This is a genomic window from Cupriavidus sp. FW306-01-F10A, from assembly GCF_058782785.1.
Window position 1 is genome coordinate 135,661 of the sequence record NZ_JBYSYA010000001.1, and the last position, 20,130, is coordinate 155,790.

18 protein-coding genes are annotated in these 20,130 nt (G+C 67.5%); 14 read left to right on the top strand and 4 right to left on the bottom strand.

Annotated elements, in window-relative coordinates:
• The first annotated feature begins 17 nt into the window (after positions 1-17).
• The 4 genes from AC3WLF_RS00640 to AC3WLF_RS00655 all read left to right on the top strand — a co-directional run bounded on the left by AC3WLF_RS00640 (position 18) and on the right by AC3WLF_RS00655 (position 5,357).
• Positions 18-1,322 (top strand): MFS transporter, encoded by a 1,305-nt coding sequence (locus AC3WLF_RS00640; protein WP_492318496.1) that lies wholly within the window; start codon positions 18-20, stop codon positions 1,320-1,322.
• 93 nt (positions 1,323-1,415) lie between these two features.
• A complete protein-coding gene (locus tag AC3WLF_RS00645) occupies positions 1,416-2,942 on the top strand; it encodes an amidase family protein (protein ID WP_492357651.1) in 1,527 nt (508 codons plus the stop codon).
• A gap of 109 nt (positions 2,943-3,051) precedes the next feature.
• Positions 3,052-4,500 (top strand): MFS transporter, encoded by a 1,449-nt coding sequence (locus tag AC3WLF_RS00650; RefSeq protein WP_492351872.1) that lies wholly within the window; start codon positions 3,052-3,054, stop codon positions 4,498-4,500.
• Positions 4,501-4,592: 92 nt separating this feature from the next.
• The gene (locus AC3WLF_RS00655; protein ID WP_492357652.1) at positions 4,593-5,357 is read left to right on the top strand and encodes a fumarylacetoacetate hydrolase family protein; all 765 of its coding nucleotides are present in this window, start codon (positions 4,593-4,595) and stop codon (positions 5,355-5,357) included.
• 25 nt (positions 5,358-5,382) lie between these two features.
• Here AC3WLF_RS00655 and AC3WLF_RS00660 read toward each other — a convergent pair whose 3' ends face one another.
• The 3 genes from AC3WLF_RS00660 to AC3WLF_RS00670 are packed head-to-tail and all read right to left on the bottom strand — an operon-like array spanning position 5,383 to position 7,983.
• On the bottom strand, positions 5,383-5,538 hold the full coding sequence (locus tag AC3WLF_RS00660) for a DUF2474 domain-containing protein (protein WP_492318492.1): 156 nt from the start codon (positions 5,536-5,538) through the stop codon (positions 5,383-5,385).
• Positions 5,538-6,545 carry a cytochrome d ubiquinol oxidase subunit II gene (cydB, locus tag AC3WLF_RS00665; RefSeq protein WP_492356264.1) on the bottom strand — a complete coding sequence of 336 codons (1,008 nt, stop codon included), beginning with the start codon at positions 6,543-6,545 and terminating at the stop codon, positions 5,538-5,540. The genes AC3WLF_RS00660 and cydB overlap by 1 nt, the downstream gene beginning before the upstream one ends.
• A 4-nt stretch (positions 6,546-6,549) precedes the next feature.
• Positions 6,550-7,983 (bottom strand): cytochrome ubiquinol oxidase subunit I, encoded by a 1,434-nt coding sequence (locus AC3WLF_RS00670; protein ID WP_492356265.1) that lies wholly within the window; start codon positions 7,981-7,983, stop codon positions 6,550-6,552.
• A gap of 425 nt (positions 7,984-8,408) precedes the next feature.
• Here AC3WLF_RS00670 and AC3WLF_RS00675 point away from each other — a divergent pair, with 425 nt between their 5' ends.
• Positions 8,409-9,164, top strand: a complete 756-nt coding sequence (locus AC3WLF_RS00675) for a sulfite exporter TauE/SafE family protein (protein WP_492318489.1) — start codon at positions 8,409-8,411, stop codon at positions 9,162-9,164.
• On the opposite strand, the gene AC3WLF_RS00680 is transcribed toward AC3WLF_RS00675, so the two are convergent.
• Positions 9,161-10,102, bottom strand: a complete 942-nt coding sequence (locus AC3WLF_RS00680) for a LysR substrate-binding domain-containing protein (RefSeq protein WP_492318488.1) — start codon at positions 10,100-10,102, stop codon at positions 9,161-9,163. The two genes, AC3WLF_RS00675 and AC3WLF_RS00680, sit on opposite strands and share 4 nt — an antisense overlap.
• Before the next feature lie 143 nt (positions 10,103-10,245).
• Here AC3WLF_RS00680 and AC3WLF_RS00685 point away from each other — a divergent pair, with 143 nt between their 5' ends.
• The 9 genes from AC3WLF_RS00685 (at position 10,246) to AC3WLF_RS00725 (ending at position 20,048) form a co-directional block, all read left to right on the top strand.
• Positions 10,246-11,262 carry a tripartite tricarboxylate transporter substrate binding protein gene (locus AC3WLF_RS00685; protein WP_492356266.1) on the top strand — a complete coding sequence of 339 codons (1,017 nt, stop codon included), beginning with the start codon at positions 10,246-10,248 and terminating at the stop codon, positions 11,260-11,262.
• A gap of 23 nt (positions 11,263-11,285) precedes the next feature.
• Complete coding sequence (locus AC3WLF_RS00690) at positions 11,286-12,809, top strand: UxaA family hydrolase (protein WP_492357653.1); 1,524 nt, start codon at positions 11,286-11,288, stop codon at positions 12,807-12,809.
• 34 nt (positions 12,810-12,843) lie between these two features.
• Positions 12,844-14,316, top strand: a complete 1,473-nt coding sequence (locus AC3WLF_RS00695; protein WP_492357654.1) for an NAD-dependent succinate-semialdehyde dehydrogenase — start codon at positions 12,844-12,846, stop codon at positions 14,314-14,316.
• 37 nt (positions 14,317-14,353) lie between these two features.
• Complete coding sequence (gene hpaI, locus AC3WLF_RS00700) at positions 14,354-15,163, top strand: 4-hydroxy-2-oxoheptanedioate aldolase (RefSeq protein WP_492357655.1); 810 nt, start codon at positions 14,354-14,356, stop codon at positions 15,161-15,163.
• A gap of 25 nt (positions 15,164-15,188) precedes the next feature.
• Positions 15,189-16,634 carry an FAD-binding oxidoreductase gene (locus tag AC3WLF_RS00705; protein WP_492357656.1) on the top strand — a complete coding sequence of 482 codons (1,446 nt, stop codon included), beginning with the start codon at positions 15,189-15,191 and terminating at the stop codon, positions 16,632-16,634.
• Positions 16,635-16,790: 156 nt separating this feature from the next.
• Positions 16,791-17,879 carry an MBL fold metallo-hydrolase gene (locus tag AC3WLF_RS00710; RefSeq protein ID WP_492356271.1) on the top strand — a complete coding sequence of 363 codons (1,089 nt, stop codon included), beginning with the start codon at positions 16,791-16,793 and terminating at the stop codon, positions 17,877-17,879.
• 87 nt (positions 17,880-17,966) lie between these two features.
• Complete coding sequence (locus AC3WLF_RS00715) at positions 17,967-18,674, top strand: PadR family transcriptional regulator (protein WP_492318481.1); 708 nt, start codon at positions 17,967-17,969, stop codon at positions 18,672-18,674.
• A gap of 79 nt (positions 18,675-18,753) precedes the next feature.
• The gene (locus AC3WLF_RS00720; protein WP_492357657.1) at positions 18,754-19,581 is read left to right on the top strand and encodes a siderophore-interacting protein; all 828 of its coding nucleotides are present in this window, start codon (positions 18,754-18,756) and stop codon (positions 19,579-19,581) included.
• Between the two features lie 56 nt (positions 19,582-19,637).
• Positions 19,638-20,048: a hypothetical protein gene (locus AC3WLF_RS00725; RefSeq protein WP_492357658.1), complete on the top strand. Its 411-nt coding sequence runs from the start codon at positions 19,638-19,640 to the stop codon at positions 20,046-20,048.
• Positions 20,049-20,130 lie beyond the last annotated feature (82 nt).

Genomic DNA, 20,130 nt, shown 5'->3' on the forward strand with positions numbered 1-20,130 from the left:
AAAACAGAGGAGACGCTGTGGATACAACCCTGCAGGCGGGAACAAAGATCAGGACGTTCGAGGATGCGACCTATCGCAAGGTGAGCTGGAGGCTGGTGCCATTCCTGATGGTCTGCTTCCTGATCGCCTATCTCGATCGTGTCAACGTAGGTTTTGCCAAGCTCCAGATGTCGCAGCAACTGGGCTTCAGCGAAACCGTCTACGGGCTGGGCGCCGGGATTTTCTTTATCGGCTACTTCCTGTTCGAGGTGCCGAGCAACCTGGCATTGCACAAGTTCGGCGCCAAGGTATGGATCGGCCGGATCATGATCACGTGGGGGATACTCTCCGCGTGCTTTGCCTTCGTGCAGACGCCAACCCAGTTCTACACGCTGCGCTTCCTGCTGGGCCTGGCCGAAGCCGGCTTCACGCCAGGCATCGTGTACTACCTGTCGTGCTGGTACCCGTCGCAACGGCGTGCCAAGATCATGGCCATCTATTGCATGGGCTCGCCGCTGTCCGGCATCATCGGCAACCCGCTGTCCGGCTACCTGATGGGCAGCATGGCCGGCGTGGCCGGCTGGGGCGGCTGGCAATGGATGTTCATCATCGAGGCGGTGCCGGCGGTGCTGCTCGGGTGCTTCTGCTTCTACTACCTGGACAACTCCATTGCCAAGGCCAAATGGCTGACCAGCGCGGAGAAGCAGGTTCTTGAACTGGCCAAGTCGGAAGACGTCAAGGCGGTGGACCCGCAGGCACGCGTCGGCAAGGTGTTTACCGATCCGCGCGTCTGGCTGATCAGCCTGATCTGCTTCTGCTATGTCACGGGCCAGTACGGCATCACGCTCTGGCTGCCCACGTTCATCAGGTCGACCGGTGTCAGCGACCCGCTCCATATCGGCATGCTGAGCGCGATACCGTATATGGCGGCCATTGTCGCGATGTACTTCTTCGGTCGCAGCGCCGACAAGCACCGCGAGCGGCGCTGGCACCTGATCATCCCGTGCATGATGGGTGCGATCGGCTTCCTGGCGTTGCCCTGGGTCATGCACAGCACCGCGCTGTCCCTGGTGTTCCTGTCGATCGCCACAGCCGGCATCCTGACCTGCACGCCGCTGTTCTGGTCCCTGCCGACGGCTTTCCTCAGCGGCGCGGCGTTGGCCACGGCCATCGCCATGAGCAACTCGATCGGCAACCTTGCCGGCTTTACCAGCGGCTACATGATCGGCTACCTGCGCGACGTGACCCAGAGCGGCAACAGTGCCTACTACATGATTGCCGGGATGCTGATGCTGGGTGCGTTCTGCATCTGGACAATACCTGCCCGCCTGGTCAACCGATAGCGAGACAAAGCGGGGTGCGGCACCGTGCCGCTGCCCCGCCTGGCCATCACCTCGCAAACACTTCGCGCCCTTGCCGGCGCATGGAAGGCTCTCATGACAAACTCGTACCAACCGGTGCCAGACGGCCCCGGCCATCATGCGCCGTTCAGCGTGGTGGAAGCCACCGTTGCCAGCGCGCATGCCGCGATGCGCGACGGCAGGCTGACGGCGCGCCAACTGGCCAGCGCCTGCCTCGCGCGCATCTCGGCCTATGACCAGGGCGGCCCCGCCCTGCGCAGCATCCTGCAGCCCAACCCGCAGGCGCTGGAAGAGGCCGGCCGCATCGACGCCATGGCGGGCCGCAACCCCATGCGGCCGCTGGCGCCGCTGCATGGCATCCCGGTGCTGGTCAAGGACAACATCGAATGCGGCGGCATGGAAACCACCGCCGGCGCCGCCTGCCTGCGCGGCAACCTGTCCAGCGACGATGCCTTCGTCATCCGCCGGCTGCGCGAGGCGGGTGCCATCGTGCTGGCCAAGACCAACCTGCACGAGCTTGCCTCCGGCGGCGAGACCGTCAGCACCTTGTCCGGCCAGACCCTCAATCCCTATGACCTGACCCGCACGCCCGGCGGTTCCAGCGGCGGCACCGGCGCCGGCATCGCCGCCAGCTTCGGCCTGCTTGGCATCGGCACCGACGGGGTCAATTCCATCCGCTCGCCGGCCTCGGCCAACAACTTGGTGGGCCTGCGTCCGACCATGGGCCTGATCAGCCGGGCCGGGCTGGTCCCTTGCGGGCTGACGCAGGACACCATCGGCCCGATCACCCGCACCGTCGCCGATACGGCGCTGCTGCTCGATGTCATCGCCGGCCATGATCCGGCCGACCCGGTCACCAGCCAGGGCGCGCCCCACATCCCGGCGAGCTATGCCGCCAGCCTCGACCGCGACGGACTCAGGGGCGCGCGCATCGGCGTGTTGCGGCATTTCTTCGGTGATCAGGATGTGCACCGTCCGGTCAACGCCGTGATGCAGGCAGCGCTGGCGACCATCGCGGCACAAGGCGCCGAGCTGGTCGCGATTGAAGACGCGATCAGCCCGGACGAGCTACTCGCGTCCACGCTTGTGCACCACTACGAGATGGCGCGCGATCTCGATGCCTACCTGGCGGGGCTGCCCCCCGGCGTCCCGGTGCGATCGATGAAGGACATCATCGCTGCCGGTTCGGTCCATCCAAGCGTGGCGGGAACCCTCGACACCGCGGCAGCGCTGAGCGAGCGGGAAGGGGAGTACCGCGAACGCCTGCAGCGCCAGCAGGCATTGCGCCAGCGGCTGCAGGGCCTGATGGCGCGGCACCGGCTTGATGCGCTGGCATTTCCGCACCAGCGGCGCCTGGTGGCGCCGGTCGGCGAGATCCAGGCAGAGCGCAATGGCGTGCTCGCGTCGGCCACCGGCTTTCCGGCCATCGTGATTCCGGCCGGATTTTCGGCGCCGGACGGCAATGCACCGCAGGGTGTGCCGGTCGGGCTGGAGTTCTTTGGCTTGCCCTTCACCGAACCCGTGCTGATACGGCTGGCCTATGCGGCCGAGCAGGCCTTGCGCGCGCGCCGGCCGCCGCACTCGACGCCCGCGCTGGAATAGGCGCGCGCCGGAACGAAGTTTTATCGCTGCTCGACAAACGCCAGCCGGACACGGCGGCGACAAGGTCGCGGACAAACCGCGGCAACCTCGAAACGAGGAGGAGACAAAGATGGGCGCAGAAACTGTAGTTCAATCGCCGAATTCCCCACAGCAGCATGAGCTCGACCGGGCCATGGATGGCATCGGGGTGACGGCGTCGCACAAGAAGATCATCTTCATGATCATGCTCGGGGTGATGTTCGATGTCTTCGAACAGAACGCCGTCGGCCTGATCGGCCCCATGCTGCGCGAGCAGTGGGGCATCTCGGTGGCGGAGATCGGCTTTCTCAATACGCTGACCTTCAGCGCCGCCGCGCTGGGACGCATCGGCTCCGGCTATATCGCGGACCGCTACGGCAGGCGCACGATGCTGAGCGCCAACCTGCTGCTGTTCACGCTGGGCGCCATCATCTGCGCGCTGGCGCCGAACTATGGCGTGCTGGCGGCGGGCCGCTTTATCGTCGGCATCGGCCTGGGCGGGGAGATCTCGATCGCCGTGACCATGCTGGCCGAGCTGTGCTCGACGCGCTTCCGCGGCACCGCGGTGGGCCTGGTCAGCGTGGGCAGCGGCGGCCTCGGCAATATGCTAGCGCCGGCTTTCGGCCTGGCGGTATTCGCCATGTTCCCGGGACCGGACAGCTGGCGCTGGCTCTTTGCCTGCCTGGTGCTGCCGGCATTCTTCGTCGTGTTCTACCGGCGCTTTATTCCGGAGACGCCGCGCTTCCTGCTGTCCAAGGGGCGCGTGGACGAGGCCAACCGGGTGCTGTCGGTGCTCGCATCCGGCCGCCTGGGCAAGCTCGACGGCGAGCCGACGCCCTATATCAAGGCCGCGATCCAGGACGACGCGCCGCGCACCAGGGTGCGCCTGAGCGATATCTTCAAGGGTCGCCTGGGACGGCGCACGATCGCGCTGGGGATTGCGGTGTCCATGACGTACGGCGCGCAGATCTCGGTGCTGACGCTGATGCCGACCATCCTGATGTCGCAGGGCTACACCATCTCCAAGAGCTTTCTCTTCACCATGGTGATGCAGAGCGGCAGCCTGTTCGGGGCGCTCGCGGCGTCGTACTGCGGCTATCACTTCCCGCGCAAGCGGGTGCTGACGATAGGCGCGGGGCTGGCCTGCGCGGCCGGGTTGTGCTTCGGCTTCCTGACGTATAACGTGGGCCTGGTGCTGATGTTCGGTGCCGCCTTCACGTTCTGCGTGGTGTTGCTGAACACGTCGATCTGGATCTTCGCGCCGGAGCAGTATCCCACCCACGTGCGCGCGTTCGGCACCTCGCTGATCCTGGCGCTCGGCACCCTGGCCGGCGCGCTGACGCCGCTGATCAGCGGGCGCGTGTTTGAAACCTACGGCGTCGGCGGCATGTTCAGCATGCTCGCGGCGATGTACGCAGTGTTTGCGCTGGCCGTGCAGTTCGCGCCGGAAACCTTCGGCCGCGCCATGGGCGAGACCGCCGCCGACGACGAAGCCGCGCCTGCGGTCAGTGGCACCGCGGCCAGCGCCAGCGGCTCCTGAGACCGGCCCGTTCCCGGCAGCGTGCTGCGCGCGCTTGCCGGGAGCGGGATACCGGGCGATATTCATCCCTCATTCAAGGAAATACCCAAGGCATGACATCTTCCAATATCGATCGGGTCGCGCAGGCCCTGCTCAGCGCGCGTAGCGAACAGGGCTGCGCCGATGCAGAGCAATTCGCCACCGTGCTTGAGAATGCGGAACAGGCCTACGCCGTGCAGTCGGCCGTGGCCCGCGCGCTTGGCTGGCAAGTGTCAGGCGCCGGCTACTGGAAATCCGGCGGTGCCTCGCGCGAGGCGGTGCTGACGCATGCCGAACTGCCGCCTGCCGGGGTCTGGACCAGCCCCGCGCATGCCGGCGACTGGCCTTTCACATGGCGCGGCATCGAGGCAGAGATTGCGTTGCGGCTGGGGCAGGACGTTGACGCCGCGCAGGCTGCCGCCCTCGACTACGCCGGCGCGGCCGGGCTGATCGATGCGATGGCGGTGTCGATCGAAGTCGTCGATTCGCGCTGGCGGCAGTATCTTGCCGCGCCCGCGCTGCTGAAGCTGGCCGACCTGCAGTCCCACGGCGCCCTGGTGCTTGGCGAATGGCGTGACTATGCGGCGCGGGACTGGGCGGCACAGCATTGCCGGGTGCGGATCGGCACGCAAACCACCGAGCGCCGCGGCACCCACGCGCTGGGCGATCCGGCCTTTGGGCTGGCCGCCTGGCTGCGCCATGCCACGCGCGACGGGCAACGTGTAGAGGCCGGCACGGTCGTCACTACCGGCACCTGGGTCGGCATCCTGGACGCATCGGCAGGCGACCTGGTGACCGCGGAGTTCGATGGCATCGGCGAGGCCTCGGTCCAGCTCTGAGGACGGCGTTGCCCTTGACGGGGCGTCAGCTGCGCAAGCCGACGCCCTGCATGATGATCCGCAGCACCCACGCGGCCACACCCAGTGCCGCCACGCTGGCGGCCCAGATCAGCACCAGCCAGCCGATGCGGCGCAGCCAGGTGCCGGTGCTTGTCCCCGAGCGCCGTGTATCCATAGCCATCAGTGATAGCCCTCGCCGTGGCGCACCTTGCCGCGGAACACGTAGTAGGCCCATACCGTGTACATCAGGATGAAGGGGATGATGAACAGCGCCCCCACCAGCGCAAAGCCCTGGCTTTGCGGCGGCGCGGCGGCGTCCCAGATCGAGATTCCCGGCGGGATGATATTGGGCCAGACGCTGATCGCCAGCCCGCTGTAGCCCAGGAACACCAGCCCCAGCGCGTACATGAACGGCGAGATATCCGGCTCATGCCGCAGCGCGCGCATCAGCATGAGCATGCACAGCGCCACCAGGATCGGCACCGGCGAGAACCAGAACAGGTTGGGCAGGCTGAACCAGCGCTCGGCAATCTCGGGATGCGTCAGCGGCGTCCACAGGCTGATCACGGCGATCACCGCCAGCAGCAGCCACGCCAGCGAGCTGGTCAGCTTGATCATGCGCTGCTGCAAGTCGCCCTCGGTCTTCATGATCAGCCAGGTGCTGCCCAGCACCGTGTAGGCCACCATCAGCCCCACGCCGCAGAACAGCGGGAAGGGCGTGAGCCAGTCCAGCGGCCCGCCGGCAAAGCGGTGGCCCTCCAGCTTGATGCCGTCGATATAGGCGCCCAGCGCCACGCCCTGGAAGAAACTGGCCGTGCCCGAGCCCAGGATGAAGGCGGCATCCCACACCGGGCGCTCGCGGTCGTTGGCCTTGAAGCGGAACTCGAACGCCACGCCGCGGAAGATCAGGCCCAGCAGCATCAGCATCAGCGGCAGGTAGAGCGCGCTCAGCACCACCGAATACGCCAGCGGGAACGCCGCCAGCAGCCCGGCGCCGCCCAGCACCAGCCAGGTCTCGTTGCCGTCCCAGACCGGTGCCACCGTGTTCATCATCACGTCGCGGTCATGCCGGTCCGGCACGAACGGATAGAGCATGCCGATGCCCAGGTCGAAGCCGTCCATCACCACGTACATCATCACGCCGAAGAAGATGATGAAGATCCAGAGAAGCGAGAGGTCGATGCCCATGGTGTCAGCTCCGGGTGCGTGCAGTGGTGGCGGGGGCGAGCGCTTCGTCGTCATCCACGGCCGACAATGGCCGTGCCGGCGTATGCCCGCGTCCGGGGCCGCCTTCCGGCTTGGCTTCTTCCAGCGCCGGACCCTTGCGCACCAGCCGCATCATGTAGGCGATGCCGACGCCGAACACGAAGAAGTAGGCCACCACGAAGATCGCCAGCGTCGTTGCCAGTTCGGGCACGCCGTGCGGCGACACCGCGTCGGCGGTGCGCTGCAGCCCGTAGACCACCCACGGCTGGCGCCCGACCTCGGTGGTGAACCAGCCGGCCAGGATGGCGATCAGGCCGGTGGGCCCCATCCACAGCGCCATATGCAGGAAGCCGCGCGAGCGGTACATGCGCTCGCCCCGGCGCAGCAGCAGGCTCCACACGCCCAGCAGGATCATCAGCAGCCCCAGCCCCACCATCACGCGGAACGACCAGAACAGGATGGTGGAATTGGGCCGGTCCTGCGGCGCGAACTCCTTCAGGCCCTTGATCTGCCCGTCCCAGGAATGGGTCAGGATCAGGCTGCCCAGGCGCGGCACCTCGACCGCGAAGCGCGTCTCTTCGCGCGCCATGTCGGGCCAGCCGAACAGCAGCAGCGGCAGGCCTTCATTGCCCTTGTTCTCCCAGTGGCCTTCCAGCGCGGCGATCTTGGCGGGCTGGTGCTTGAGCGTGTTCAGGCCGTGCATGTCGCCGATCACGGCCTGGATCGGCGCGACGATCAGCAGCATCCACATCGCCATCGACAGCATCTTGCGGATGGCGGGGTTGTCGCGCCCGCGCAGCAGGTGCCAGGCGGCAGAGGCGCCGACGAACAGCGCCGTGGCCAGGAACGCCGCCACGCTCATATGCACCAGGCGGTAGGGGAACGACGGGTTGAAGATGACTTCGAACCAGTTGGTCGGCACCACGCGGCCGTTGATGATCTCGAAGCCCGCCGGCGTCTGCATCCAGCTGTTGGAGGCCAGGATCCAGGTGGCGGAGATCAGCGTGCCGAGCGCCACCATCACCGTGGCAAAGAAATGCAGCCCCGGCCCGACGCGGTTCCAGCCGAACAGCATCACGCCCAGGAAGCCCGCTTCCAGGAAGAACGCGGTCAGCACCTCATAGGTCAGCAATGGCCCGGTGATGCTGCCCGCGAACTCGGAGAAGAAGCTCCAGTTGGTGCCGAACTGGTAGGCCATCACCAGCCCGGACACCACCCCCATGCCGAAATTGACGGCAAAGATCTTGGACCAGAAGTGGTAGAGGTCGCGGTAATGCGTGCGCTGCGTGCGCAGCCAGCAGCCTTCCAGCACCGCCAGGTAGGCGGCCAGGCCGATGGTGATCGCCGGAAAAATGATGTGGAAAGAAATCGTGAACGCAAACTGCGTGCGGGCGAGGTCGAGCGCGGTCAAACCAAACATTGTTGTTCTCCGTGGCGCTGGCCTGGCGCACGCCTGGGACGGGCGCGGCACTGCCGTCTGGCAGGCCGGGGCCGGTCGACAGGGCGCGCCGGGGCGCGGGCCGTAGGCGCGTGCGGTAAAGCGTAGTGTACGCCGCGCGCGCAGCAAAGGGCACTGTTGCTACCGGTGGCGTACGGGTGACATATCGCCGCACCCGGTACCGCCGGCGCCGCTTCGCGCGGCCCGATGCCCTTGTCGATGGCGACCATGCTAACGGAGCCGGGACGAACGGAACAGCATCACCTCATTGAAAAAATACCGTATCAGTTTTGCGCGGCGCAGCAGAGGCAGCGACTGACAAGCAGGGCAAAGAAGTGCATAGTCATGCGCTTCCCAGAAGCCTTTGAACATCGCGTCCGCCATCGTATGACGCGGCCCCGCCTGCCATGGATTCCACCTTGCTGATCGTGATCGCCGGCGCCGCCGTGGCTGGCTTTGTCCAGGGGCTGTCCGGCTTTGCCTTCGGCATGGTGGCGATGTCGTTCTGGGCCTGGGCGATCGAGCCGCAGCTGGCGTCGGCCATGACCGTGTTCGGCGCGCTTACCGGCCAGCTGCTGGCGGCGGTGTCGGTGCGGCGCGGGCTGTCGTGGCGGCGGCTGTGGCCGTTCGTGGCCGGCGGCGTGGCCGGCATCCCCCTTGGCGTGGCGATCCTGCCGATGCTCGACGCGCTGTGGTTCAAGGTCGTGCTCGGCGGCTTCCTGACCCTGTGGTGCCCGGTCATGCTGATGGTGCGCAAGCTGCCCCATATCGGCGTGGGCGGGCGCGTGGCCGATGGCGTTGCCGGTGCGGCCGGCGGCGTGATGGGCGGCATCGGTGGTTTCACTGGCGTGATCCCCACGCTGTGGTGCACGCTGCGCGGCTTCGACAAGGACGAACAGCGCGCGGTGATCCAGAACTTCAACCTCGCCACGCTGGCCATGACCATGGCCGCCTATGTGGGCAAGGGCATCGTCACGCGCGAGATGCTGCCGATGTTCCTGGTGGTGGCGCCCGCGATGCTGGTGCCAACGCTGCTGGGCACGCGGCTCTATCTGGGGATCAGCGAGGCCACCTTCCGCAAGGTCGTGCTGACGCTGCTGACCGTATCCGGCGTGGCGCTGCTGGCCACGTCGGTGCCGGTGCTGATGGCGCGTGCCAGCTAGACGGCCCTGACCTGCGCCGCAGCCTCGCGCAGGCATTCCAGCAGCTGGTCGGTGCCGAGCGAGGGCGCCCGTTCGCGCAGCGTGATGATGCCGACCGGGGGCAGGTCGACCGGCACGGCCATCTTCAGCACGTGCAACCGGCCTTCCTCCTGCAACGACAGCGCCACCGACTCGGCCATGAAGCCGGCCGCGCCGCGCTGGCCGACGAAGGTGGCCTGCGCCAGGTAGGACGAGGTCTCGATGACATCCTGCGGCGGGTGCAGGCCGTGGCGATAGAAGGCCTGCTCGATCTTCACGCGCAGCGAGGCCCACGGCGGCGGCAGCACGCAGGGCATCGCCGCCAGGTCGGCCCAGCTGGGGCGGGCCTTGCGCGCGAGCTTGTGGCCGCGGCGGACCACGACCACCATCGGTTCTTCATAGAGGGCTTCGGTCAGCAGGTCCGGCGCCGCATAGCCCGGCTCCAGCCGGCCCACGATCAGGTCCAGCTCGCGCAACCGCAGCTTGGGCAGCAGGTGGGTCAGGTCGCCTTCCTCCACCAGCACGGTGGCGCGCGCGTGGCGGTCCTTGAGCGCGCCCACGGCCTGCGCCAGCAGCACCGGCAGCGCCGCCCCCATCGAGCCCACGCGGATGCGGCCGGAAGCGCCGCTCTGCACTGCGGCGATCTCGTCGCGGGTCTGCTCGTACTGGGCCAGCACCGAGCGCGCAAAGCGCACCAGCGATTCGCCGGCGGCGGTGGGCTCGGTGCCGCGGGTGGAGCGCGTGAACAGCGACAGACCCAGCATCCTTTCGACTTCGGTCAGCACCTTGGACACCGCCGGCTGGCTCACGGACAGGAACTCCGCGGTGCGGCCGAGGTGGCGGAACTCATCCAGCGCCACCAGCAGTTGCAGGTGGCGCAGCTTGATATTGGAGCGCAGCGCGCGATCGATCTGGACCATGCTACCAGTCTATCTAACCTTAAGGTTATGAAGCAATGCCGTTCTTTGATTGGATTGTTATGTTGAGGCGCGACAGAATGCGGGCATGACGAGGCTGGCTGCGCCGGTCCCGCCGATAATCAGAACATCGGAGACACCCGCAAATGACCCAAGGATTCCCCATCGATTCCAAGCGCCGCTGCCTGCTCATCGGAGCCGCCGCGGGTGCCGCCGCGGGCGCTGCCGGCGTGCTGCTGCCTGCCGCGCGGGCGCTGGCCGCCGAGTATCCCGAGCGTCCCATCACCTTCATCTGCCCATGGCCGGTCGGCGGCACCGCTGACCAGTCGATGCGCGCGCTGTGCCAGGTGGCGAGCGGCATTCTCAAGCAGTCGATCGTGGTCGAGAACCGCGCCGGCGCTTCCGGCATGATCGGCACCAAGGCCCTGGCGCGCGCCAATCCGGACGGCTACACCATCGGCCAGATCCCGATCTCGGTGACGCGCTTCGCGCAGCTCGGCATGCTGCAGCTGGACCCGCGCACCGAGCTGACCTACCTGGCGCGCACCTCGGGCCAGACCTTCGGCATCGCCGTGCCGGCCAGCTCGCGCTACAAGACGCTGCAGGACGTGGTGGCCGCCGCCAAGGCCAGCCCCGGCAAGATCACCTATGCGCACGCCGGCATCGGCGGCGCGACCCACGTCGGCATGGAGCAGTTCGCGCTGGCCGCGGGCATCCAGTTCAACGCGATCGCCTACAAGGGTGGCGCCGCCGCGCTGCAGGACGTGCTGGCCGGGCAGGTCGACCTGCTGGCCGATTCCAGCTCGTGGGCGCCGCACGTGGAAGCCGGCAAGCTGCGCCTGCTGGCCACCTGGGGCGAACAGCGCGCGACCCGCTTCAAGGACACGCCGACGCTCAAGGAGCTGGGCTACAACGTGGTGGTGGAAGCGCCCAACGGCATCGGCGCCCCGAAAGGCCTGCCGCCCGCCGTGGAAAAGAAGCTGCGCGACGCCTTCCGCGCCGCGGTGGCCAGCAACGAGTTCAAGCAGGTGGCGGCGCGACTGGATGCGCCCGTGATGTACCTGGACGGTCCTGACTACAAGAAGTACGTGGCCAGCGTCTATGACCAGGAAACCCAGCTGATCCAGCGCCTCAAGCTGAAAGAACTGCTGCAGCAAGGCTGATTGCCGCCGAAGGCCAAGTCCAAGTGAATCCCAATCCCGTCATCCGCCTGCACGCCAACGACAACGTGCTGGTCGCCCGCAGCGACCTCAGCCTTGGCCAGCAGCTGGCCGACCCCGCCGTGCGCGTGCGCGCGCAGGTGCCGGCCGGCCACAAGATCGCGGCCTGCGCCATCGCCGCCGGCACGCCGGTGCGCAAGTTCGACACCGTCATCGGCATGGCCGCGCGCGATATCGCCCAGGGCGACCACGTGCATTCGCACAACCTGACCCTGGTCGATTTCTACCGCGACCCGGCGTTCTGCCAGGACGTGCGGCCGGTGGACTATGTGCCCGAGGCCCGGCGCGCCACCTTCAACGGCTTTGTGCGACCGGACGGGCGCGTGGGTACGCGCAATTTCATCGGCATCCTGTCTTCGGTCAATTGCTCGTCTACCGTGATCCGCCAGATCGCCGCGCATTTCACAGCGGAGCGGCTGGCAGCGTATCCGAATGTCGATGGCGTGGTCGCCTTCGCGCAGACCAGCGGCTGCGGCATGTCGTCGCCGAGCGAGCACTTCGACGTGTTGCGCCGCACGCTGGCTGGCTATGCGCGCCATCCCAACCTGGCCGGCGTGCTGATCGTCGGCCTCGGCTGCGAGCGCAACCAGGTGGCCTCACTGGTGGAATCGCAGGGGCTTGAGCCCGGCCCCGCGGTGCACACGCTGGTGATGCAGGATAGCGGCGGCACGCGTGCGACCATTGCCGCAGGCATCCGCGCGATCGAATCGATGCTGCCCGCGGCCAATACCGCGGTGCGCCAGCCGGTATCGGCCAGCCACCTGAAGATCGGGCTGGAATGCGGCGGCTCGGACGGTTTTTCCGGCATCAGCGCCAACCCGGCATTGGGCGCGGCGATGGATATCCTGGTGCGCCATGGCGGCACCGCCATCCTGTCTGAAACGCCGGAAATCCATGGTGTTGAGTTCATGCTCACGCGCCGCGCGGTAACACCCGAGGTCGGCCAGAAGCTGCTGGACCGCCTGGCCTGGTGGGAGCGCTACACCGCCGGCCACAACGCACAGTTCAACGGCGTGGTCGGCCACGGCAACCAGCAGGGCGGGCTGGCCAATATCTTCGAGAAATCGCTGGGTTCGGCCATGAAGGGCGGCACCACGCCGCTGCAGGCGGTGTACGAATACGCCGAGCCGATCGACCAGGCCGGCTTTGTGTTCATGGACTCGCCCGGCTATGACCCGGTGGCCGTCACCGGCCAGATCGCCAGCGGCGCCAACCTGATCTGCTTTACCACCGGCCGCGGTTCGATGTTCGGCTCCAAGCCCGCGCCGACGATCAAGCTCGCATCCAACTCGGCGATGTACCACCGCCTGGAAGAAGACATGGACATCAACTGCGGGCTGGTGCTTGACGGCGAACTGACCGTGCCGCAGATGGGCCAGCGGATCTTCGAACATATCCTGCGCGCGGCCTCCGGCGAGCCGACCAAGAGCGAAGCGCTGGGCCTGGGCGACAACGAGTTCGTGCCCTGGCACCTCGGCATCGTCAGCTGAGCCGCCTTCCGCCAATCTTTCTTCCTCCACACTTATGCTGACGCTTTCCGAACAAGCGCTGCTGCGCAGCCAGAACCTGATTGACGACCGGTGGTGCGATGCCGGCCTTGGCGCGCGCCTGCCGGTCGCCGACCCGGCCACCGGCGAGACCTTTGCCAACGTGCCGGACAGCGATGCCGGCGATGCCTGCCTTGCCGTCGATGCCGCCGCTGCCGCTTTCCCGGCATGGAGCCGCCGGCCCGCGCGCGAACGCGCCCAGTTGCTCAAGCGCTGGCATGCGTTGATCCTCACGCACCAGGAAGACCTGGCGCGCATCATCTCGACGGAGCAGGGCAAGCCCCTGAAAGAGGCACGCGGCGAGGTGCAGTATGGCGCGTCTTATGTCGAGTGGTTTGCCGAAGAGGCCACGCGCATCTGCGGCGATATCGTCGCGGAAGCCGTGCCGGGCCGCAAACTGCTGGTGCTGAAGGAGCCGGTGGGCGTGGTCGCGGCAATCACGCCGTGGAACTTCCCGCTGGCGATGATTGCCCGCAAGATCGCCCCGGCGCTGGCCGCCGGCTGCACGGTGGTGGCCAAGCCCGCCGAGGACACCCCGCTGACCGCGCTGGCGCTGGTATGGCTGGCGCAGCAGGCCGGCATGCCCGCGGGCGTGCTCAACATCGTCACCGCATCGCGCGAGCGCACGCCGGGCGTGGTCGACGCCTGGCTGGCCGACAGCCGCGTGCGCAAGATCACCTTTACCGGCTCCACGCCCGTGGGCAAGCACCTCGCGCGCGAATCGGCTGCCACGCTGAAGAAGCTGTCGCTGGAGTTGGGCGGCAACGCGCCCTTCATCGTCTTCGAGGACGCCGACCTCGATGCCGCGGTCGATGGCCTGATGGCGTCCAAGTTCCGCAACGGCGGCCAGACCTGCGTGTGTCCGAACCGGGTCTATGTGCATGACGCCGTGCACGACGCCTTTGTCGAGCGCCTGGCGCAGCGCGTTGGCGCGCTGCATGTCGGTCCGGCCACGGAAGAGGCCGCGCAGATCGGTCCCATGATCAATGCCCGCGCCGTCGACAAGATCGCACGCCACGTGGAAGACGCCGTCGCCCGGGGGGCGCGCGTGGTCACCGGCGGCAAGCGCGTGCGCACCGCCGATGGCCCGCACTACTACGCACCGACGGTGCTGGCCGATGCGACCCCCGCGATGGAGCTGTCGTGCGAAGAGACTTTCGGTCCGGTCGCGCCGATCTTCCGCTTCCGCGATGAAGCCGAGGTGATCCGCGACGCCAACGACACCCCGTTCGGCCTGGCTGCGTACTTCTACTCCAACGACATCCGCCGCATCTGGCGCGTGGCGCAGGCGCTGGAAACCGGCATGGTCGGCATCAACGAGGGCGCGATCGCGGCCGAGGCGGCGCCGTTCGGCGGCGTCAAGGAATCCGGCTACGGGCGCGAGGGCTCGCGCCACGGGCTGGGCGACTACATGCATACCAAGTACCTTTGCCAGGGCCAGCTCGGCTGAAGCGCCGGGCCCAGCGATCATCGAACCGGAACACACCATGCCCGCAAACAATCCCTTCAAGACCGCACTGGCCGCCCGCCAGGCGCAGATTGGCCTGTGGCTGTCGATGGCAACGCCGTACCTGGCCGAAGTGTCGGCCACCGCAGGCTTTGACTGGCTGCTGATCGACGGCGAACACGCCCCCAACGACCTGCGCTCGACGTTGCACGCGCTGCAGGCGGTGGCGCCATACCCGGTCCAGCCCGTGGTGCGCGCCGTGGCCGGTGAAGTGCCGCTGATCAAGCAGCTGCTCGACATCGGCGCGCGCAGCCTGCTGGTGCCGATGGTGGATACCGCGGAACAGGCCCGCATGGTGGTCAGCGCCACGCGCTACCCGCCGCAAGGCATCCGCGGCGTGGGCAGCGCGATTGCGCGCGCCTCGCAGTGGAGCGCCCGCATCGACTACCTGGATGTGGCCGACGATGAAGTCTGCCTGCTGGTGCAGGCCGAAACCGTCACCGCATTGCAGAACCTGGAAGCGATCTGCGCGGTGGATGGTATCGACGGCGTCTTTATCGGCCCGGCCGACCTGGCTGCGTCGATGGGCCACCGCGGCCGCCCCGGTCACCCGGAGGTGCAGGCCGCCATCGAAGGCGCGATGCGCACCATCATCGCCAGCGGCAAGGCCGCCGGCACGCTGACGTCGGACCCGGCACTGGCACGCCGCTACCTGGACCTGGGCTGCACCTTCGTGGCCACCGGCGTGGACGTGATGCTGTACGCCAACGCCGCGCGCAAGCTTGCCGCATCGTTCCGCGAGCAGCCCTCTGACACTCTCGCCGCAGACAAGCCTTCCGCCGCGTACTGACCCGTATCTCCTTCGCCTTACACCCATGCCAGCCGAAACCCCGACCCCAGACACCACCTTGCGCGCGATGCAGGCCATCGTTGGTGCAAGCGCCTGCCGCAGCGGCGACGCCGACACGCAGGCCTACGTCACCGACTACCGCGGCATCTACCGCGGCCAGGCCCAGGTAGTGGTGCTGCCGTCATCGACGGAAGAGGTCAGCCAGGTGCTGCAGTGGTGCCATGCCCGGCGCGTGCCGGTGGTGCCGCAGGGCGGCAATACCTCGCTGATGGGCGGCGCTGTGCCCGACGACAGCGGCACCGCCGTGGTGGTCAATCTCAGCCGCATGAACCGCGTGCTGGACCTCGACACCATCAACGACACCATGACCGTGCAGGCCGGCGTCACACTGAGCGCGGCACGCAGCGCCGCCGAGGCCGGGCAGCGCCTGTTCCCGCTGCGCATCGGCTCCGAAGGCTCATGCCAGATCGGCGGCAACCTGTCCACCAATGCCGGCGGCACCGCGGTGCTGCGCTACGGCAATATGCGCGACCTGGTGCTCGGCATCGAAGTGGTGCTGCCCGATGGCCGCATCTACTCGTCACTGCGCGGCCTGCGCAAGGACAACACCGGCTACGACCTCAAGCAGCTGTTCGTCGGCGCGGAAGGCACGCTTGGCATCATCACCGGCGCCGTGCTCAAGCTGATGCCGCAGCCGCGCAGCAGCGCCGTGGCCTTTGTCGCCGTGCAGGACCCCGCCGCGGCGGTAGCCTTGCTGGGCGAAGCCAAGCGCCTGTCCGGCCAGGCCGTGACCGCGTTCGAGCTGATCTCGCGGCCAGCGCTGGAACTGGTGCTTGAGTATCTTGGCAACGTGGCTTCCCCGCTGCAGGCCAAGCACGACTGGATGGTGCTGATCGAGCTGACCTCCGGCACCGATGCGGAAAGCCTCAACGCCACGCTGATGGAAATCCTCGAATCCGGCTTCAGCCAGGGCCTGGTGCAGGACGCCGCCGTGGCCGCCAGCCTGTCCGATGCCCAGACCTTCTGGCGCATCCGCGAAGAGATCTCCGACGCGCAGACCCGCACCGGCGGCAGCATCAAGTGCGATGTCTCGGTGCCGCTGTCGCGCATCGCTGCGTTTGTCGAGGAAGCCTCGGCCAGGGTGCTGGAACTGGTGCCGGACGCGCGCATGGTGATCTACGGCCATATGGGCGACGGCAATGTGCACTTCAACCCGCTGCGGCCCAGGGATCAGCCAGGCAAAGAGTTCCTGGCGCAATGGTATGAACGGGTCTCCGCGCTGGTCGACGGCATGGCCCATGCGGAAAACGGCTCGATCTCGGCCGAGCATGGCATCGGCGTGGCCAAGCGCGATGACCTGACGCGCTACAAGTCCCAGGTGGAACTGGAGCTGATGTGGCAGGTGAAGCAGGCGCTCGATCCGTTGAACCTGCTCAATCCCGGCAAGGTGCTGCCGGCGCCGGCCCGATAGCTCACCGCTATGCCACACCACGCAACGCGGGCAGGGCGCGCGTAGCAGGAATCGCCCATCTGGGCTAAGGTGTCAGCTATCCAGAACGCGCGGAGCCGGGGCATTGCCGCACCGGCCACCGCGCACAGCACGGCCGGCCCACCGGCCCAGATACCGATGAGCGCCCAATCCCCCGACATCGCCCTCGCAGCTGCCCCCATCTCCCTCGAAAAACCCGAGCTCGACTACCCCTGCGGTGACGCCCCCGAACCCGGCCACGCCCGCGAGGTAGCGCCCGGTGTGCTGTGGCTGCGCATGCCGATGCCGCTGGGCCTGAACCACATCAACCTGTGGGCCATCCGCGACGGCAATGGCTGGGCCGCCGTCGACGCCGGCCTGCAGACCCCGGAAACCGCCCAGGCCTGGCGCGCGCTGTTCGCCGCAAGCGGCCCGCTGGCCGGCGGCCTGACGCGCCTGTTCGTGACCCATATGCACCCCGACCACATCGGCATGGCCGGGTGGCTGACCGGCAAGTTCGACTGCCAGCTGTGGATGACGCGGCTGGAATACCTGATGTGCCGTGTGCTGGCGGCGGATACGGGGCGAGCGGCGCCCGATGACGCGACCGAGTTCTATCGCAAGGCTGGCTGGGACGACGAAGCGATCGAGGTGTACCGCACCCGCTTCGGTGGCTTCGGCAAATATGTCCACGCCTTGCCCGAGAGCTTCCACCGGCTGTCCGATGGCGACACCGTGCGCATCGGCGCGCACGACTGGCAGGTCATCGTCGGCACGGGTCATTCGCCCGAACATGGCTGCCTGTACTGCCCGGCGCTGAAGCTGCTGGTGTCCGGCGACCAGGTGCTGCCGCGCATTTCTTCCAACGTCTCGGTGTTCCCGACCGAGCCCGATGCCGATCCGATGCAGGACTGGCTGGCTTCGCTGGATAAGGTACGCGCCGCTGTGCCGGACGATGTGCTGGTGCTGCCGGCGCATAACGAACCGTTCCGTGGGCTGCATGCGCGGATTGACTATTTGCGGGCGAGCCAGTTGCAGGCGCTGGATCGGTTGCGTGGGGCGTTGGGGAAGCCGAAGCGGGCGGTGGATGTGTTCGGTGAGTTGTTCTCGCGCCCCATCACCGGAAGCGGCGGGCTGTTGGGGATGGCTACCGGCGAGAGCATTGCGCACCTGAACTACCTGCTGGAGCGGGGCGAGGCGGTGCGGGAGACCGGTCCCGATGGCTGCCACTGGTACCGCATGAGGTAATCCCCACGCGGCGGGGACTGCCGCGTCGCCTTGACTTCCGTACGATATATATCGTAAGATATGTTTTACGACATATCGGAGCTAGTCATGCGCCATCATTCCCACCCTTTTGGCATCTCAGGCCACGGCCGTCACCTGTTGATGCGCCTTGTGCCGCACTTTGAGCGTCACTTCGCCCACCACGCCATGGGTCGCCACGGCGGCGGCTTCTGGGGCGGCGGCCATGACGACGGCTTCGGCCCTGGCGGCCCCGATGGCCCCGGCAGCTTCGATGGCGAAGGCTGGCGCCGGGGCCGCAAGTTCAGCGCCGATGACCTGCAGTTGCTGCTGCTAGCCATGCTCGAAGAGAAGCCGAGCCACGGCTACGAACTGATCAAGGCGATCGAGAGCCGTACCAACGGCTTCTACAAGCCCAGTCCCGGCGTGGTCTATCCGGCCCTGACTTACCTGGAAGAAGTCGGCTACGCCACCGTCGACACGGAAGGCAACAAGAAGCGCTACCAGCTGTCCGAGACCGGCAAGGCCCACCTGGCGGCCAACCGCGAGCGGGTCGAGGTGATGATTGCCAAGCTGCGCCACGTGGCGCGCAAGGTGGAATGGATGCGGCGCGCCATGAGCGGCGAGCCGCAGCCCGAGCCGGAGCAGGGCGGCTGGCTGCCCGAACTGATGCAGGCCCGCGCCGCGATCAAGCGTGCCATTGCGCTGCGCAGCGACGCGGGCGCCGACGAGCAGCGCCGCATCGCGGAGATCCTGCTGCGCGCGGCGGCCGAGATCGAAGCGGTGCGCAAGGCCTGACGCGTGGCACTGACGCTGGCTGCGGCCCATCGGCAACCTGACCCGGCAGGCGCCGGGTTTAATCCCAAGGAATTCCAACATGAGTGAGAACGACCAAGCCTCCGCACGCGACCTGACTGTGCAGCGCGTGCGCCATCCTCTCAAGATGCGCCTGCTGCAGGTGGTGCGTACCACGCAAGTGTCACCGCAGCTGCTGCGCGTCACGCTGGGTGGCGCCGATCTGCAGGACTTTGTCTCGGCGTCGTTCGACGACCACGTCAAGGTCTTCTTCCCGGTGGATGGCGCTGACAAGCCGGTGCTGCCGCAGGTCACCGCTGAGGGCATCACCTTCCCCGAAGGCCAGCCGCGGCCGGCCGCGCGCGACTACACGCCGCGCCGCTACGATGGGGCGAAGCAGGAACTGGATATCGAGTTCGTGCTGCATGGCGATGGTCCCGCGTCGACCTGGGCGGCGCAGGCGCAGCCGGGCCAGTACCTGGGCGTGGGCGGCCCGCGCGGCTCGTTCGTGGTGCCCACGGCGTTCGACTGGCACCTGCTGATCGGCGACGATACCGCGCTGCCGGCGATCGCCCGGCGCCTGGAAGAGCTCGGGGCCGATACGCGCGCCATCGTGGTGGTGGAAGTTGGCGATGACGCGGCGCACATTCCGCTGCCGACGCAGGCGCAATGCGATGTGCACTGGCTGCATCGTGGCGATGCGCTGGAAGGCAGCCTGCTGGAAGCGGCGCTACGCAAGCTCACGCTGCCGCGCGGCGAGGGCTACGTGTGGGCCGCTGGTGAAGCCGCAGCGATGAAAGCGGTGCGCCAGTACCTGGTCAGCGAACGCGGTATCGACAAGCGCCGCATCCGCGCGTCGGCCTACTGGAAGCGCGGCGATGCGGCGGTGCATGAGACGCTGGACGACTGAAGCGGGCGGGGTGCCGGTAAGATAGTGCCACCGCCATCCGCCAGGGAGACCCTGCCGTGCAGCCTTCGTCCATCTTTCGCCGCTTCACGATCAGCCGGCGCTTCGCGCTGGCCTCCGCCTGCGCAGCGTTGCTGGCGGCCTGTGCGCCGGACTCCGTGCGCAATATCCAGGCCAAGGGCTTCAATGCCTATCTCGATTCGCTGCAGACCGCTTGCCCCAACATGGTGGTTGGCTCCAGCAATATCAGCGACTGGCTGCGCACCAGTGGCAGCAGGGACGACGACAACTACGTCTACTGGCTGGACCTGACCTCGCGGCTCTACTACCAGCGCATCTCGCCTACGCAGTATCGGGATTCGGTCAGCGCGGCGCTTGGCGGCAAGTCCGATTCGCGCGCGCTGGACTGCATCGTGCGCAACCTGCCGGCGGACCGGCCGACGCGTCCGCCGGGCGGCAAGCTGCTTTGATCCGTTGCGCGCGGCCTCACGTGGCCGTTGTGCATTCGCCGCATCCCCGCTAACATGAGTCTCCGGCAGCCGAGACAACGGC